This window comes from Variovorax sp. GW821-FHT10B04, from assembly GCF_059415645.1.
Map to the genome: position 1 here is coordinate 268,955 of NZ_JBWKNQ010000006.1, position 14,971 is coordinate 283,925.

15 protein-coding genes are annotated in these 14,971 nt (G+C 68.2%); 7 read left to right on the top strand and 8 right to left on the bottom strand.

Translation table 11 applies throughout. From position 1 onward, the window contains the following. Nucleotides 1–192 precede the first annotated feature (192 nt). Nucleotides 193–597, top strand: coding sequence for a ferric uptake regulation protein (locus AC07PZ_RS17445; RefSeq protein ID WP_495296378.1), 405 nt, complete (start codon nt 193–195; stop codon nt 595–597). 42 nt (nt 598–639) lie between these two features. After that, entirely contained in the window at nt 640–1,227 is a 588-nt protein-coding gene (locus AC07PZ_RS17450; RefSeq protein WP_495296379.1) for a nitroreductase family protein, read from the top strand. Nucleotides 1,228–1,270: 43 nt separating this feature from the next. Here AC07PZ_RS17450 and AC07PZ_RS17455 read toward each other — a convergent pair whose 3' ends face one another. The 4 genes from AC07PZ_RS17455 to AC07PZ_RS17470 are packed head-to-tail and all read right to left on the bottom strand — an operon-like array spanning nt 1,271 to nt 4,810. Beyond that, nucleotides 1,271–2,296: a tyrosine-type recombinase/integrase gene (locus AC07PZ_RS17455; RefSeq protein WP_495296380.1), complete on the bottom strand. Its 1,026-nt coding sequence runs from the start codon at nt 2,294–2,296 to the stop codon at nt 1,271–1,273. 39 nt (nt 2,297–2,335) lie between these two features. After that, on the bottom strand, nt 2,336–3,052 hold the full coding sequence (locus tag AC07PZ_RS17460) for a hypothetical protein (RefSeq protein ID WP_495296381.1): 717 nt from the start codon (nt 3,050–3,052) through the stop codon (nt 2,336–2,338). Between the two features lie 10 nt (nt 3,053–3,062). Further along, nucleotides 3,063–4,253 carry a PrsW family intramembrane metalloprotease gene (locus tag AC07PZ_RS17465; protein ID WP_495296382.1) on the bottom strand — a complete coding sequence of 397 codons (1,191 nt, stop codon included), beginning with the start codon at nt 4,251–4,253 and terminating at the stop codon, nt 3,063–3,065. Beyond that, entirely contained in the window at nt 4,250–4,810 is a 561-nt protein-coding gene (locus AC07PZ_RS17470; RefSeq protein WP_495296383.1) for a hypothetical protein, read from the bottom strand. Before AC07PZ_RS17470 ends, AC07PZ_RS17465 begins: the two co-directional genes overlap by 4 nt. 187 nt (nt 4,811–4,997) lie before the next feature. Here AC07PZ_RS17470 and AC07PZ_RS17475 point away from each other — a divergent pair, with 187 nt between their 5' ends. Further along, nucleotides 4,998–6,443: a serine hydrolase domain-containing protein gene (locus AC07PZ_RS17475; protein ID WP_495296384.1), complete on the top strand. Its 1,446-nt coding sequence runs from the start codon at nt 4,998–5,000 to the stop codon at nt 6,441–6,443. Between the two features lie 30 nt (nt 6,444–6,473). Here AC07PZ_RS17475 and AC07PZ_RS17480 read toward each other — a convergent pair whose 3' ends face one another. Then, entirely contained in the window at nt 6,474–7,292 is an 819-nt protein-coding gene (locus AC07PZ_RS17480) for a sulfite exporter TauE/SafE family protein (protein ID WP_495296385.1), read from the bottom strand. Nucleotides 7,293–7,391: 99 nt separating this feature from the next. Between AC07PZ_RS17480 and AC07PZ_RS17485 the strand changes: the two genes are divergently transcribed. After that, nucleotides 7,392–8,156: an AraC family transcriptional regulator gene (locus AC07PZ_RS17485; protein WP_495296386.1), complete on the top strand. Its 765-nt coding sequence runs from the start codon at nt 7,392–7,394 to the stop codon at nt 8,154–8,156. Between the two features lie 4 nt (nt 8,157–8,160). Here the strand turns inward: AC07PZ_RS17485 and AC07PZ_RS17490 are convergent, their stop codons facing one another. After that, nucleotides 8,161–8,613, bottom strand: a complete 453-nt coding sequence (locus AC07PZ_RS17490) for a RidA family protein (protein ID WP_495296469.1) — start codon at nt 8,611–8,613, stop codon at nt 8,161–8,163. A gap of 308 nt (nt 8,614–8,921) precedes the next feature. Between AC07PZ_RS17490 and AC07PZ_RS17495 the strand changes: the two genes are divergently transcribed. Together AC07PZ_RS17495 and AC07PZ_RS17500 are read left to right on the top strand one after the other, a co-directional pair. Next, entirely contained in the window at nt 8,922–10,418 is a 1,497-nt protein-coding gene (locus AC07PZ_RS17495; protein ID WP_495296387.1) for a M20/M25/M40 family metallo-hydrolase, read from the top strand. A 5-nt stretch (nt 10,419–10,423) separates the two neighbouring features. Beyond that, nucleotides 10,424–11,599, top strand: coding sequence for an aminotransferase class V-fold PLP-dependent enzyme (locus AC07PZ_RS17500; protein WP_495296388.1), 1,176 nt, complete (start codon nt 10,424–10,426; stop codon nt 11,597–11,599). A gap of 22 nt (nt 11,600–11,621) precedes the next feature. Here the strand turns inward: AC07PZ_RS17500 and AC07PZ_RS17505 are convergent, their stop codons facing one another. After that, nucleotides 11,622–12,509, bottom strand: coding sequence for a helix-turn-helix transcriptional regulator (locus tag AC07PZ_RS17505; protein ID WP_495296389.1), 888 nt, complete (start codon nt 12,507–12,509; stop codon nt 11,622–11,624). A gap of 117 nt (nt 12,510–12,626) precedes the next feature. Here AC07PZ_RS17505 and AC07PZ_RS17510 point away from each other — a divergent pair, with 117 nt between their 5' ends. Continuing rightward, nucleotides 12,627–13,463, top strand: a complete 837-nt coding sequence (locus tag AC07PZ_RS17510) for a transporter substrate-binding domain-containing protein (protein WP_495296390.1) — start codon at nt 12,627–12,629, stop codon at nt 13,461–13,463. 63 nt (nt 13,464–13,526) lie between these two features. On the opposite strand, the gene AC07PZ_RS17515 is transcribed toward AC07PZ_RS17510, so the two are convergent. Further along, complete coding sequence (locus tag AC07PZ_RS17515; RefSeq protein WP_495296391.1) at nt 13,527–14,969, bottom strand: NAD-dependent succinate-semialdehyde dehydrogenase; 1,443 nt, start codon at nt 14,967–14,969, stop codon at nt 13,527–13,529. Nucleotides 14,970–14,971 lie beyond the last annotated feature (2 nt).

Here is a 14,971-nt window from a genome sequence, read left to right on the forward strand (position 1 = left end):
ATGATTCGGTCCATCGAGAAGGCGTGACCCAGCGTTCCGCCTCTCACCAGTTTCATCGTGGGGCGACCCGAGACTCTCAACGGTCTCCAAGGTCGTTTTTTGCTAGCCATCGGTTCTCCGGCCAGCCATGCATTTTTTCCCCACCTCTTGCCGCGGCCCGCGGTCCTCAACGCTTTCCCGCCCGCCAGCCGCATGGAGCACGTCGACAAACTCAAGCACACCGGTCTGAAGGCGACCTTGCCCCGGATGAAGGTGCTGGAACTCTTCGAGCGCAGCGCACAACGCCATCTTGCGGCGGAAGACGTCTATCGGCAGATGGTGCTGCTGGGCATCGATCTCGGCCTGGCGACCGTGTACCGCGTGCTGGCGCAGTTCGAGCAGGCCGGCCTGCTGAAGAAGAGCCAGCTCGGCGCGGGTCGCGCGGTCTATGAGCTCAACGACGGCGAACAGCACCACGGGCATCTGGTTTCGATGACCGACGGCGCTGTGCATGAGTTCTTCGATCCGCAGATCGAGGCGCGCCTCGCAGCCATTGCGCACGGGCAGGGCTTCGAGATGGCCGACTACGTGGTGACGGTGTTCGGCCGTCCGCGCTGAGCGCCCGATCCGTCTCGCCGGCAGGCGCCCAGAAACATCGTCATGCAATTGCCTTCTTCCATTTCCTCATCCACCGGCCGGCAGGCGCTGGAACTTCTCTTCGAACGCCGTTCGCCTTGGCCGCTGGTCGCACCCGCGCCCGATGACGAAGAACTTGCGCTGGTCTTCCGGGCGGCGCTGCGTGCGCCCGACCATGGCCAACTTCGGCCATGGCGCTTCGTGTTGATCCGCGACGCTGCGCGGGCCGCGTTGGGCGAGGTTTTTGTGAAGGCCGCACGGGAACGCGACCCAGGCGATGACGGCGAGCGCTTCCGCGCCAAGGCCATGGCGGCGCCGATGCTGATCGCGTTGTGCGCGCACATACGCGCTCCGCACAAGGTGCCCGAGGGCGAGCAGCTTCTGGCCGTCGGTGCGGCTGCGATGAACATGCTGAACGCGCTGCATCTGCTGGGCTATGGCGGCTTCTGGGCCACCGGCGTCAACAGCTATGACGCCCGGGTGCATGCGGGTCTCGGGCTCGCTGACGACGAACGCTTGCTCGGCTTCCTGTACGTGGGCACGGCCAAGGAGCAGACCGCGGCACCGGTCCGTCCCGACGCGCAGGACTACGTCCGCGAGTGGCGCGGCTGAGACGCCGCCTGCCGCGGACCCGCATGCCGGGCACGCGCACGGCTCAGACCACGTCTTCAGGCGCGGCCACGAGCCGGTCGTAGCGCGACATCGCCTCGGGCTCGATGCCGAGCCATCGGGCAACCTGCTCGGGCGAGGTGCCGCGGCGCAGCTGACGCAACGCGAAGGTGTGACGCAGCCGGAACGAGCCGCCGTCGCGGCTGTCGACGGCGGCTTCCTCCAGCACGCCCTTGGCCGACAGGTACTGCCCGTTCTTGCTCCAGGGCTTGCCGCTGCGCGTCGACGGAAACAGGTGCGGCCCTGGAATGCATGCCTCGGTGCGCACATGCAGCCAGTGGTGCAGCAATTCGCCGGCCCACGGCGCGATCGGCGTCTCGCGGCCGGGCGCATTGCCGTTGCCCGGCACGCTGACCTTCCAGGGCCGGTCGCGCACCTGGCCGCCGCGGCTGGTCGGCGATTCGAGCGTCAGCGCACGGACGTCCGCCGGCGTCAGCCCGGCACCCAGCTGCAGCGCCACGGACGCCCGGTTGCGCAGCACCTGCCAGCTCAACGACGCATGCGCATCGCGCGGCATGCCTGAGCGCGACGGACGCGGACGCGCACTCGACAGGAAGGTGATCAGGTGGCGAGCTTCCGCGACCGACAGGTACTCGGGCGATGGATCGGCATTGGCGGCTTCGGCGAAACGCACCTCTGGCTGTGCGGCGATGCAGTCGGCTGCGGCGGTGTTGGGCGGCTCACCGCGTTCTGCCGCCAGATGGGTCAGCACGCGGTCGATCAGCCGCAGCAGGCGCAGCGCATGCCGCGGCGAGAGGGACAGGTCGGCGCTCTTCTTGCCTGTGCGCGCGGCCTGAAAGGCCTGCAGGTCGTCGACGCTGAGGTCGGCCAGCGTGACCGCAGGCGACTGCCCGAGGCACCACGCGGTGAAGCCGCCCCACATGTCGCGGTAGACCTGGATGGACGCCGGGCGCTGGAGCAGGCCGAGCGCCTGCTGCTCATCGAGCCAGGATTCGAAGGCCGGGCCATGGGCGTCGAGCCGGGGTTCTTCGAAGAGGGACAGCGTGTGCATGCGCGGCGATGCTAGCGGCGCTGGCGGGCGTTGTCGAATTCACTGCCCCCCGGAAAGCCACCGACCCGAATCCGTGCACAGGGCGGCCGGCGCGCCGTCCAGCCACAGCTGCGCCTGGTCGGGCTGCGCTGCGTCCACCGGGTTCGTATCGAAGACCACGCGAAGCGCACGGGCCAGGCTCGCGTCCTCGATGGCGAGCTCCCATGTCAGGAACACCTGCGTACAGTCTTCGCGGATCTGAAAGTCGGCCGCGTCGAAGCCGCTACGGTCGCGCCGGATCACGGCATGCGGCTGTCCGGTGTCGAAGATCACCACCGTGCCGCGGGTCAGCGGCAGGCGATGGCCCGACACAGGGAAGTGCAGGTCCAGTCCGCAGTCTTCGCTCAGGAAGAGATTGCAGAAGGCCGCGCCGCCGTACTGCCCGCCGTCGTGGTGATAGCGGGCACCGCGGCAGGCCATGAGCGCGACCTCGGCGTGTGCGAGCACGTCGCCCAACCCCAGCGCTTGCGTCCACTCGGAAACCGCCTGCAAGCAGCGCCGGTAGTCGGGCCAGCGCATGCGGGCTCGCGCCAGCGGCAAGGATTCGACGTCGCCGGGCGCCAGGTCGAGGCGTTCGGCAATGTCTCGCGCCCAGTCGGCGGTGAGCCGGTCCGGCGGCGGCGGCACGGCGAGCGTGTCCGACAGCACGACGTCGCTCACGCTCCGGCTGCGTAGCGTGTCGCCGCTCCAGAAGAACGATGTCAACGGGCCTTGCATGCACCGCTCCTCATGGCTGCGCCCGGATGAGCGGATCGAGTTCGGCACGCAGCCGCCGGATCGCGATGTCGTGGCGCAGCGTCTGCGCGCCGCGTCCGTAGGTGCCGGCCTTGCGGATCAGCCGCATCTGTTCGCGCTGCAGTTGCGCTTTCAACCGCCGGGCGCGCAGTCCGAATGCGTACCCGATTTCCCTGCGCGCCCTGTACCGGGCCAGAGGCGCACCCAGGCGGACCCATTCGTCGTCGCGGATCAAGTCGCGCTCCGGCACGAAATAGGCGGCCAGCACATGCAGGTAGGCGCCGTTTTCACGGGCGGCCACACGCCAGAAAATCGCCGTCGCAATCAGCGCGGGAATGCCCTTGATGAACAGCAGGATGGCCATCTCGCCATAGCCGCCATCGAACAGGTCTTCCAGCCATGGTGCGTTCCACGCGAAGTGCATCGCCCAGGCCAGCGCGAAGCAGAAGAACGCAAAACAGATCCGGACGGCCATCGGCCGCTCCGCATGCAGCAGGAACCAGGCGACACCGAAGGACGCGATGGTGGTGTACGCCGCATGGCTCCACAGCCCGCTGAGAAGACCGCGCGTGAGCAGGTTGACCAGCACCGGATACACCTGGTTCTCGAGCGGAAAACTCATCGAGGCGCTCACGGTGGACCCGAGGTTTTCGATGACCTGGAAACCCAGCCCCGCCATGGCGCCGACGATGAGGACCGACAGGTAGGTCTGAAACTGGTTGCGCGCGACCAGGATCACCAGGATGACGCCGGCGAGCTTCAGGAACTCTTCGGTGATCGGACCCGCGATCGCCGGTCCCCAGACGGCGACGAACTCCGGCGACACCAGTTTGGCGCACAGGCTCTGGATGGCGGCGTTGGCCGGCGCCGCGAAATAGACCGCGCCGAGCCCGCCCCATGCGAAGGCGAGCAGATAGGCCTCCGGCGGATGCTGTTCCAGCAGGTCGAGTGTGCGGAAGACGAGAAAGAAGGCCAGCGTGTAGATGCCCCACACCAGCAGCCCGAGGAAGGCGGTGACGGGCACCACGCGGAACCCCATCGAGAAGGTCTGGACGATGTAGAACAGGCCATTGACGATCAAGGCGGTCAGCAGCCAGAAGGCGGCGCGGTGGGGCTGGAAGAACGAGTCGGTGCCGACCGGCCAGGCATCGTGGCCGTCCTTCTCGAACACGATCGGGTTCACAGCGGTGCCCCCAGGTCCATCGACTCCAGCATGGTTCGGGCCTCGATCAGCGCGTCGGTCAGGCCGTCGTTGGCGCCGTAGAAGTTGACCTGCAGCAGCGCCTGCCGCTGCAGGTCCACCACCTGCCAGAAGCGGCCCGCCAGCGTCGGCCCGTAATACGAGAAGGTCATGCCCTGCATGCCCCAGCCGTTGACGAAGTCCGACACGTCGCCATCGATGCGCAACCCCTGGCCGCGCTCCATGAGCCGCTGCTGCCGCAGCATCGGCCCGTCCGGGCCGCCGGCCCATGGCCCGGTCGTGACGAGGAAGGTGTGGCTGCCCTTGAACAGCATCAGCGACCTGCCTGCCTTCGAACGGGCCACGTCCATTTCCCAACCGGGTGCCGGCACGAAGCGCGCCGGCCCGAGCGTCACGGTCTGCCCCGCGACCAGCGTCCGGCTGCCGGGCGTGTGCTTGTCCCAGAACGTCAGCGCGCCGACATAGAAACCGATCGCCGCGAGGACCGAGAGTGCACCCGGCCAGGTGCGGTAGGGAATTCGGCGTGACGGCGCGTGCATGCGTTCGATCGTGCCATACGAACCCGGCGCGCCGGCCCGGGCCCGGACCGCCTGTCCCTATCATCCCGGGCAATCAACTCGGAGATCGACGATGTGCCTGGTACGAAGAACATGGTCGGCCGCACGGTCTGCCGTCTGCGCTTTGTTGGTCGTGCAGGCGTGGCCGTGCGCGAGGGCCGAAGAGGCTGTGGTCTGGCCGACGGCCGCCTGGACCGAGAGCACGCCCGAGGCGCAGGGCATGGACTCGGCGGCGCTCGCGGAACTCGTCGAATTCGGCCGGACGAATGCCATGGACAGCCTGCTCGTCACCCGCCATGGCAGGCTCGTGGTCGATGCGTACTACGCGCCGTTCCGTGCCGACCTCGAGCACGCCGTGAACTCCACGACCAAGGGCGTCATCGGCACGCTCACGGGCATGGCGATCCAGGACGGCCTGCTGGCCTCGCGCGAGGCGCCGGTACTCGACTTCTTTGCGGACCGCAGCATCGCCAACCTCGACGCGTCGAAGAAGGCGCTGACGCTGGGCCACCTGCTCGACATGACATCCGGCTTCGACTGGCAGGAAAAACTCGACGACTCCGTGCCGGAAACCATGCTGCAACTGGGCCGCAGCAGCGACTGGCAGGGCTTCGTCCTGGACCGTCCCATGGCGGCTGCGCCCGGCAGCCACTTCAACTACAACAGCGGCAACCCGCATCTGCTGTCGGCCATCCTGGCCAAGAAGACCGGCGGCAGCACGCTGGCCTATGCACGGAAGCGGCTGTTCGGGCCACTGGGCATCCAGGACGTTCGATGGAACAAGGACCCGCAGGGCATCGAGATCGGCGGATGGGGCCTCTACCTGCATCCGCGCGACATGGCGAAGATCGGCTATCTCTACCTGCGCAATGGCCAGTGGGATGGGCGCCAACTGCTTCCCGCAGCCTGGGTCGAACAGGTGTTCCAGGCATCGGTCGACATGGGCTTCGGCACCGCGCCGGCCTTTCGCTATGCCAACGGATGGTGGACGATTCCGGCAAAGCGCGCCTACATGATGGTGGGGTTCAACCGGCAGCTGATCGTCGTGCTGCCCGACGTCGATGTCGTCGCGGTGGTCACGGGTCGCCGCAACTATCCGATGATGACCCTGGTCGACAGGATCACCGCGTCGGTGCGGTCGCCCGGGCCCTTGCCTGAGAACGGCGATGCGAAGGCGCTGCTGACGGAGCGCGTCCGCGACGCGGCCGTTGAAAAGGCAAGTCCCGTGACGCCAGCGCCCGCGTTGGCCGCCAGCATCTCGCGCAAGACATGGCAGTTCGACCGCAACCTGCTGGGCGTGAAGAGCCTGGTGCTCGACCTGAGCCCGGAGAACGCCACGTACGAACTCGTCGCCAACGGTCGCCCCGGCGCGCCGGGCAAGCCGGTCACGGGGCGGATCGGCCTCGATGGCTACTTCCGTGTCACGGGTGGCAGCGCTCCCGTCGCGACCAAGGGCGACTGGCTGGATGCGCAGAGCTTCCGGATCATCTCGCGTGCGCTGAGCGATGGTGACGTGTCGGTCTACACCCTGCGCTTCGACGGCCCGACCGTGAACGTGGCATTCGAGAACAACCGCGGCTTCAAGACGCAGGTGCAGGGCAAGGTCGCGCCATAGCGGCCGTCCGCACGCAGGCGGCGGGAGCGATCAGCGCACCACCATCGCGAGCAGGACGGCCGTCAACAATCCCAGGTAGACCTTGGCATGGACGCGGTCGGGAATCCTGCCGATCCAGGGCGCAGCCATGCGGATCCCGATCCAGGAGCCGCCCACCAGCGCGGCGCAGGCCCGCACGTCGACATGGCCCACATGCCAGGCACCAGGCGACGGCGTCGAGCCCGAGGCTAAAGCCAAGGCCACATAGGTGGCGGTGCCGGCCAGCGCCACGGGCAACGAGAGTGGGTTGGCCATGGCGGTCGCGCGGCTCATCTCGATGCCGCGGCGCCGCATGAGGGGCACCGTCATCACGCTGCCGCCCACGCCCAGGAAGGCGGCCACGGTGCCCACGACGATGCCCGACAGGCTGGTGCGCATGCGCGACGGCGGTCCGCCGGGCGCCGGCTTCGACAGGAAGCCCGGCCGCAATACGCAGTCGAGAATCGTCAGCGCCAGGTACGCCGCGAAAGCCCGGCGCAGCCATTCGCCGGACACCGCCGTCGCAGCCAGCGCGCCCAGCACCGAGCCGACACCGATGGGACCGAGCAGCGGCCTGATCTGCGCCCAGTCCAGCGTGCCCGCGCGTCGATGCCGCAGCGTGGCCAGAAGCGCACCGAAGATCATCACGCAGGTCGATGTCGCGACGGCGATCTGCATGGCGGACTGGCCGATCACGCTGCCCTGGCCGTGGACGCCGAGCAGCAGCCGATAAAGCACCGGCACCACGACGAAGCCGCCGCCGAAACCGAACAGCACCGTGGTGACGCCGGCCATGCATCCGCATGCGGCCAGCAGGAAATAGAACTGCATCGAGAAACCCTTATTGAAGGGCTCAGGATAGGCAGCCGGCGCGTGGCGCGCCTGCGGCGATTGGTCAACAATCCTCGCATCTCGGCCAAGATCGCCTTCATGCGCAACGTTCCGCTCTCCGAACTCGACGCCACGCCGCGGCCGGTCCTCGCGATCGGTACCGACTACGCGCCCGGCACCCTGCTCGAGACGCACAGCCACCGCCGCGCCCAGCTCCTGTACGGCGCGACCGGCTTGATGGAGGTCGGCACCCACGACGGTGCCTGGGTCGTGCCGCCGCACAGCGGCGTCTGGATTCCGGCAGGCAAGCCTCACCGGGTGCGCATGGTGGGTGTCAGCACGCGCAGCCTGTACATCGAGCCGGCCGATGCGCCGCGCACCGGCGTGCAATGCGAAGTGCTGAAGGTGTCGCCGTTGCTGCGCCATCTGCTGATGGACGCCATCGACGTGCCTGCGGTCTACGACAAGCGCGGGCGCGACGGCGCGCTGATGGCGTTGCTGCTGCACGAGGTGGCCCGCGCCGAGACCCAGCCCTTCTTCGCGCCGCTGCCGCGCGATCCGCGCCTCGTCGCCCTGTGCACGGCATTCCTCTACCAACCCCGCGTGCACGACTCGCCGCGCGATTGGGCATCGGCGCTGCACCAGAGCGAGCGCACCTTCAGCCGCTTCTTCCGTGCCGAGACCGGCATGGCTTTCGGCGACTGGCGGCAGCAGGCGTGCCTGCTTGCCGCCTTGACGCGATTGGCCAGCGGCCAGTCGGTGACTGCCGTCGCGCTGGAGCTGGGCTATGACAGCCCGAGTGCGTTTTCCACGATGTTCCGCAAGCGCCTGGGGCGACCGCCCTCCGAGTTCATTGCGTCCTAGGCGGTCAGTCGATCTCCGCGATCAACTCGATCTCGACGCAGGCGCCCATCGGTATCTGCGCCACGCCGAAGGCACTGCGCGCATGCGCGCCCCGCTCGGGTCCGAAGACCTCGGCGAGGAGTTCGCTGGCGCCGTTGGTCACCAGATGCTGTTCGGTGAAGGCGCCGGTGGAGTTCACCAGGCTCATCAGCTTGACGATGCGCCGGACCCGATCCAGGTCGCCGATGGCCGCATGCAGCGTGCCGAGCAGGTCGATCGCGACGGCGCGTGCCGCCTGCCTGCCTTCGTCGGTCTGCAGGTCGGCACCGAGCTGGCCGACCCAGACCTTGCCGTCCTTCTTGGCCAGATGGCCCGACAGGAAGACGAGCTTGCCGGTCTGCACGAACGGGACATAGGCGGCAGCGGGAACGGACACCGGGGGCAGGCTGATGCCGAGGCTCGCAAGCCTGTCGTGGATACACCTGAGTGAGGACTCCTGGAGAAGACGGTCGATGGGATGTCGGCGGACACGGCGCGAAGCCGGGGCTCGCCGCTCGACGGGAATTCTGTGAGGCGGACTCACGCGCGTCCTTCCGTTTCCTGCGTGCGAGCCCGCGATTCTTCGCAAACGTGCGGGCCGCGCGGGAGCGGGCAGGTTCCATGAAAAAGCCGATCCGCGGCGCATGAATCTGAAAGACGCATGCACGCGGTATTCGAACAATCGGATGCGCACTTCCTGCACGACCTCCGCCCCACCTCCGCCCTACATCCGCCAGAAAGCCTCCAGTGCGTCTCCCACGCTTCACCCGTCACCACGCCGCCCCTCTCGTCCTGTCCTTCGTCCTTTCGCTCGCCCTGGCCGGGCCGGCGGGCGCGCAGACCGTGTCGCCGGATCCATCCGCGGACGTCGAAGGCGCCAAGACGGTGGCGCTGCTCAAGCAGCTCATCCGCTTCGACACCTCCAATCCTTCCGGCGACACGGCCGCGCTGGCTGTCTTCCTGCGCACGCAGTTCGAACCGCTGGGTGTTCAGATCGACGTCATTCCCGCGCCCAACGGCAAGGCCGTCCATTTCATCGCACGCCTGAAAGGCGATGGGTCGAAGAAACCGGTGCTGGTGGCGGCCCATGCCGACGTGGTGCCGGTCGAGCGCGACAAGTGGAGCGTGCCGCCGTTCGAGGGCATCGAGAAGGACGGCTTCGTCTACGGTCGCGGCGCCATGGACTTCAAGGGCGGCATGGCCGTCTTCGCACGTGCCGTCATGCGGCTCGCCGAGCAGAAGGTGCCGCTGGCGCGCGACGTGATCTTCCTGGCCGAGGCCGACGAGGAACAGGGCCAGTACAACACCACCTGGCTCGCCAAGGACCATTGGGACAGGATGGACGCGGAGTTCGCCCTCAACGAAGGCGGCTACATCCTGCAGGACGCGGCGGGCGTCGTGCGGCAGGTCAATGTCACGACCGTCGAGAAGATGTCCGTCGTGCTGCGACTGCGCACCAACGGCCCGGTGGGCCACGCGTCACGCCCGCTGCCATCGAACGAGACCGCCAACGGCAAGCTGATCGCCGCACTGGAGAAGCTGTCGGTCTACGAGCCGGGTGTCCAGCTGATTCCGCAGACACGCGCCTACCTCGCCGCGCTGGCGAAGCAGAGCCCCGGCCCGGTCGCACGGGGCATCGACAAGATCCTGGCCGGCGCCGATGCCCGCACCCAGGCCGAAGGCGAGCGCGAATTGCTCAAGGCCAAGGCGGCCGATGCGCCGCTGCTGCGCGCGCTGATGCACAACACCCTGGCGATCACCATGTTCAAGTCCGGCCAGGCCGCGAACGTGATCCCCGGCGAGGCCGAGGCGATCATCAATGCCCGGCTGCTGCCCGGTGCCACGACCGACCAGTTGATCGACGAATTGAAGCGCGTGGTGCACGACGACTCCGTCATCGTCGACTTCGCAACCCCGGCTTCGCAGGAGGCCACGCGCAACTACTACCTCGCGAAGTCGAAGACCCCCGAATCGTCGACGTCCACCGAGCTCTACCAGTCGCTCCAGAAGAACGCGGCGCTGATCTGGCCGCAGGCGCAGACGGTGCCGGTGCTGTTCGAGGCCGGCACGGACGCCGTGGCGTGGCGCGAGCGGGGCGTGCCCGTGTACGGGATCTACCCGTATCCGCTCGATGCGGACATTCTCAAGGGCATGCACGGCCACGACGAACGCATTGCCGTGCGCTCGCTGTACGAAGGCACGGACTGGGTGTATCGCATCCTGCTCGACGTGGCGAAGAAGTGAAGCACATGCCCTTCGACCTGCACAGGCTGCGCGCCGACACGCCGGGCGTCGCGCACCGCGTCCATCTCAACAACGCCGGTGCGGGCTTGATGCCACGCCCGGTGCTCGACAGGATGGTCGCCCACCTGCAGCGCGAGGCGGACATCGGCGGCTACGAAGCGGCCTACGAGGCATCGGCCGAGCTGGACGCTGTCTACGGCAGCGTGGCCCGGCTGATCGGCGCCTCGCCGTCGGAGATCGCGCTGACCGAGAACGCGACCGTGGCCTGGCAGATGGCCTTCTATGCGCTCGGCTTCAAGGCGGGCGACCGGATACTCACGGCGCGTGCGGAATATGCGGCCAACTACGTCGCGTTTCTCCAGGTGGCGAAGCGGACGGGCGTGACGATCGACGTCATTCCCGACGATGCGGACGGCGTGCTCGACCCCGTTGCGCTCGAATGCATGATCGACGCCCGGGTGCGGCTGATCGCCATCACCTGGATGCCGACCAACAGCGGCCTCGTCAATCCCGCGGAGGAGGTCGGCCGGATCGCGCGCGCGCACGGCATTCCCTATCTGCTCGACGCCTGCCAGGCCGTCGGACAGACACCGATCGATGTCGAGCGGCTCGGCTGCGACATGCTGTCGGCGACCGGGCGCAAGTTCCTGCGCGGCCCGCGCGGCACCGGCTTTCTCTATGTGCGCAAGCCGCTGCTCCTCACGCTGGAGCCGCCGATGATCGACCACTTCGGCGCGGTGTGGGTGGCGCCCGACCGGTACGAACTGCGCCCCGATGCGCGCCGCTTCGAAAGCTGGGAGAACAACTACGCGGCACGCCTCGGGCTGGGCACCGCGGTCGACTATGCGCTCGCAGTCGGGCTGCAAGAGGCCGAAGTGCGCTGCCGTGCGCTGGCCGCGACGCTGCGCGAGTTGCTGGGCGATGTTCCGGGCGTCGAGCTGCACGATGCCGGGCGCGAGCTGTCCGCGATCGTGTCGTTCTCGGTACGCTCGCACGACGCCGCCGCAGTCAACCTGCAACTGCTGCGCGCCGGCATCAATGTCAGCCATTCGAAGCCGTCGAGTGCGCTGCTCGATCACCTGGCCCGGCACCTGCCGACGGTGCTGCGCGCATCGCCGCACTACTTCAACACGCCGGCGGAGCTCGAGGCCTTGGCGGCCGCCCTGTGCAGCCTGCGCTGAGTGCGCGGCCGGCATGGCGTCGTCAGCGATGGCCGGCGCGCCACTGCAGCGGCGACTGCCCCATATGGCGCTTGAACTGTGTCGCGAAATGGCTCGACGAGCCGAAGCCGCAGGCCAGCGCCACATCGAGGATGCTCCTCTCGCTGGCGCCAGGCCGTTCGATGGTGCACAGCAGCCGGCATGCCTGCTGCACGCGGGCGTGCAGGATGTACTGGTGCGGCGACTTGCCCATCGCATCGCGGAACACCCGGCAGAAATGGAACTGGCTCATGCCGGCGATCGCGGCCAGGTCCGCGAGCAGCAGAGGCGACGCCAGGTTCGCCTCGATGTGGCATTGAACGGCGGCCACGGCGTCGGGCTCGGCGGCTGGCTGTGGCGATGCGCTCAGCTGCCTGGCGATGCGTGCCAGCAAGGCCTTCGCCAGGAACTCCGTTTCTCCCGCGCCATCGGGGCTGCCGTCGCCCAGGTCCGCCAGCAGCGCCTGCGCCAGCGACAGCAGCGCGCCGTTGGGCGGAATCGCCTGGTGCGCCATCAGCAGGTCGCGGCTGCGGATGCCGCGCTCGGCGCAGCAGGCGGCCAGCAACTCCAGCGAAATCACGAACACGACGAGCCTTGCGGTCGGCGGCACGCGCGGGACGCCCGCGATGTGCGCGGGCGCATGCCTGTGCCGCAGCGCGAGGTCCGGCGGCGTGATCAGCAGATCGTTCTGGCGGCAGAGCACGGCGCCGTTCGCGCCCGGGCCGTCCGTCTCGGTGCTGAACGCCGGCCCGATGTTGAGGCAGATGCGCAGGCTTTCCATGGGCGCCACCGCGTACTCGGCGCCCGCGATGTTCAGGATCGACAGCCGCACGTGCGGCGACGCCGATGGCACCCGGTGCGCGGCGCCAGGCGCGGCCAGCGGCTGCGTCACGGCCGTGCACCCGCGCACGATTGCGAAAGCCGTCGCACCGCACCGCACGATCGAAAGAGACGGCGCAGGCGATGGATCGAACAATTCATTCTCCGATTCCCCACTTGAAGTTCCTCCATGAGATTCATGCAACTACACAGCGCCGTCGGCGCGTTCGCCATCGTGCTCACCGGCGCGATACCCTTGCTCGCCCACGCCGACAAGCTGGACGACGTGCTCAAGCGCGGCTACCTGATCGTCGGCACGACCAGCGCCACGCCGCCCTTCGGATGGAAGGACGAGACGGGCGAGCTCAAGGGCTTCGACGTCGACATGAGCCGGCTCATCGCCAAGGCGCTGTTCGGCGACCCGAACAAGATCAAGTTCGAGCTCGTCAGCAACGACACCCGCTGGCCCGCGCTGCAGAACGACCAGGTCGACCTGCTCGCGCATTCGGCCACCATCACGCCGTCGCGGCTGGTGCGCGTCGGCTTCACGCCGCGCTACTTCGACACCGGCATCACCGTCGTCGTCAAGAGCGATTCGAAGATCAAGGCGCTGGCCGACCTGAACAATCCGGCCGTGACCATCGCGACGCTGACGGTTCCCGAGCAGATCGACCTGGTCAAGCGCATGGCGCCGAAGGCGACGGTGTCGAGCTTCGGCTCGGTCGACCAGCAGTCGCTGGCACTGCGTTCCGGCCGCGTGCAGGCGCTGTTCGTCGACCTGCCGATCGGCATGTGGTACGCCGCCACCAACCCCGACCTGAAGGTCGTGCCCGAGGTCTACGGCGGCTACCAGAACTACGGCCTGGTCTACAAGCTCGGCGAGCTGCGCTGGAAGCAGTTCCTCGATGGCTTCGTCACCGACCTGACGACGGGCTATTCGTACATCGAGTACTCGGCCATCTACAAGAAGTACTTCAAGATGGATCCGCCGCCGCAGCGCAGCTACAAGATCCCCGGCGCGAGCTGATCGATGTGATGGCGAGGGGGCGGGCATTCGCGGGTTCCGTTGGGTTCGCGAAGCCCGCCCGGCTCACGCCATCATGGAGATGGTCTTCGTCGACAGGAAGGCTTCCATCGCTTCGGGTCCGCCTTCGGAGCCGTAGCCCGAGTCCTTCACGCCGCCGAAGGGCATTTCCGGAAACGGCGTGGGCGGCTGGTTGATCCACACCATGCCCGCCTCGAGTCCCTGCGAGATCCGGCGCGCGTTGGCGATCGATCGCGTGAACGCATAGGCGCCGAGGCCATAGGGCAGCCGGTTCGCTTCGGCGATGGCCTCGTCGAGATCGTCGAAGCCGCGGATCGCCGCGATGGGGCCGAACGGTTCGTTGTTGAAGACGTCCGCCGTCAGCGGCACGTCGGTCAGCACCGTGGGTTCGAAGAAGTTGCCTTCCGTGCCGAGCCGTTGTCCGCCGGTGGCCAGGGTGGAGCCGCAGCGCAATGCGTCCTCGACGATGCGCTCCATGGCCGACACGCGGCGCGCGTTGGCCAGCGGCCCGAGCGTCGTGCCTTCGGCCAGCCCGTCGCCGGGCTTGAGGCTTCTTGCATAGCCCACCATGGCGCCTTCGAAGGTCTTGCGCAGGCTGTTGTGCACGAGGAAGCGCGTGGGCGATATGCAGGCCTGGCCGGCGTTGTGGAACTTGGTGCCCGCCAGGAAGCGCGTCGCGAGCACCACGTCGGCATCGCTCGCGACGATCACGGGCGCGTGGCCGCCGAGTTCCATGCTGGCGCGCTTCATGTGCTGCCCCGCGAGTGCCGCCAACTGCTTGCCGACGGTGGTCGATCCGGTGAAGGTGATCTTGCGGATCAGCGGGTGGGCGATCAGGAATTCGGAGATCCTCGCCGGGTCGCCGAACACCAGGCCGACCGTGCCGGCCGGCACGCCGGCATCGACGAAGGCGCGCAGCAGGGCCGCCGGCGACGCCGGCGTTTCTTCCGGTGCCTTCACCAGCAGCGAACAGCCGCATGCCAGCGCCGCCGCCAGCTTGCGCACGACCTGGTTCATCGGGTAGTTCCAGGGCGTGAACGCAGCGACCGGGCCGACCGGCTCCTTCGTCACCAGCTGCTGCATCGCGGGGTTGCGCGGCGGCACGATGCGCCCGTACACCCGCATGCCCTCGTCGGCGAACCAGTCGATGATGTCGGCCGACGAATGCACCTCCATCGTCGCTTCGGACAGCGGCTTGCCCTGCTCGGCCGTGAGCACCCTGGCGATCGACACGGCACGCTCGCGCAGCAGCGAAGCCGCCTTGCGCATGACGATGGCCCGCTGCACGGCGGGCACGGCGCGCCAGAGTTCGAAGCCCTTGCGTGCGGCCAGCGCCGCCTGTTCCAGGTCGTTGGGGCTGGCACAGGCGACCTGGCCGATCGTGCGGCCGGTGGCCGGGTTGAGCACCGGCATGACCTGGCCGTCGGCGGACGCGCGCCAGACGCCGTCGATCAGCAGCAGGGTGTCGGGGTAGTCGAGAAATTCCATGG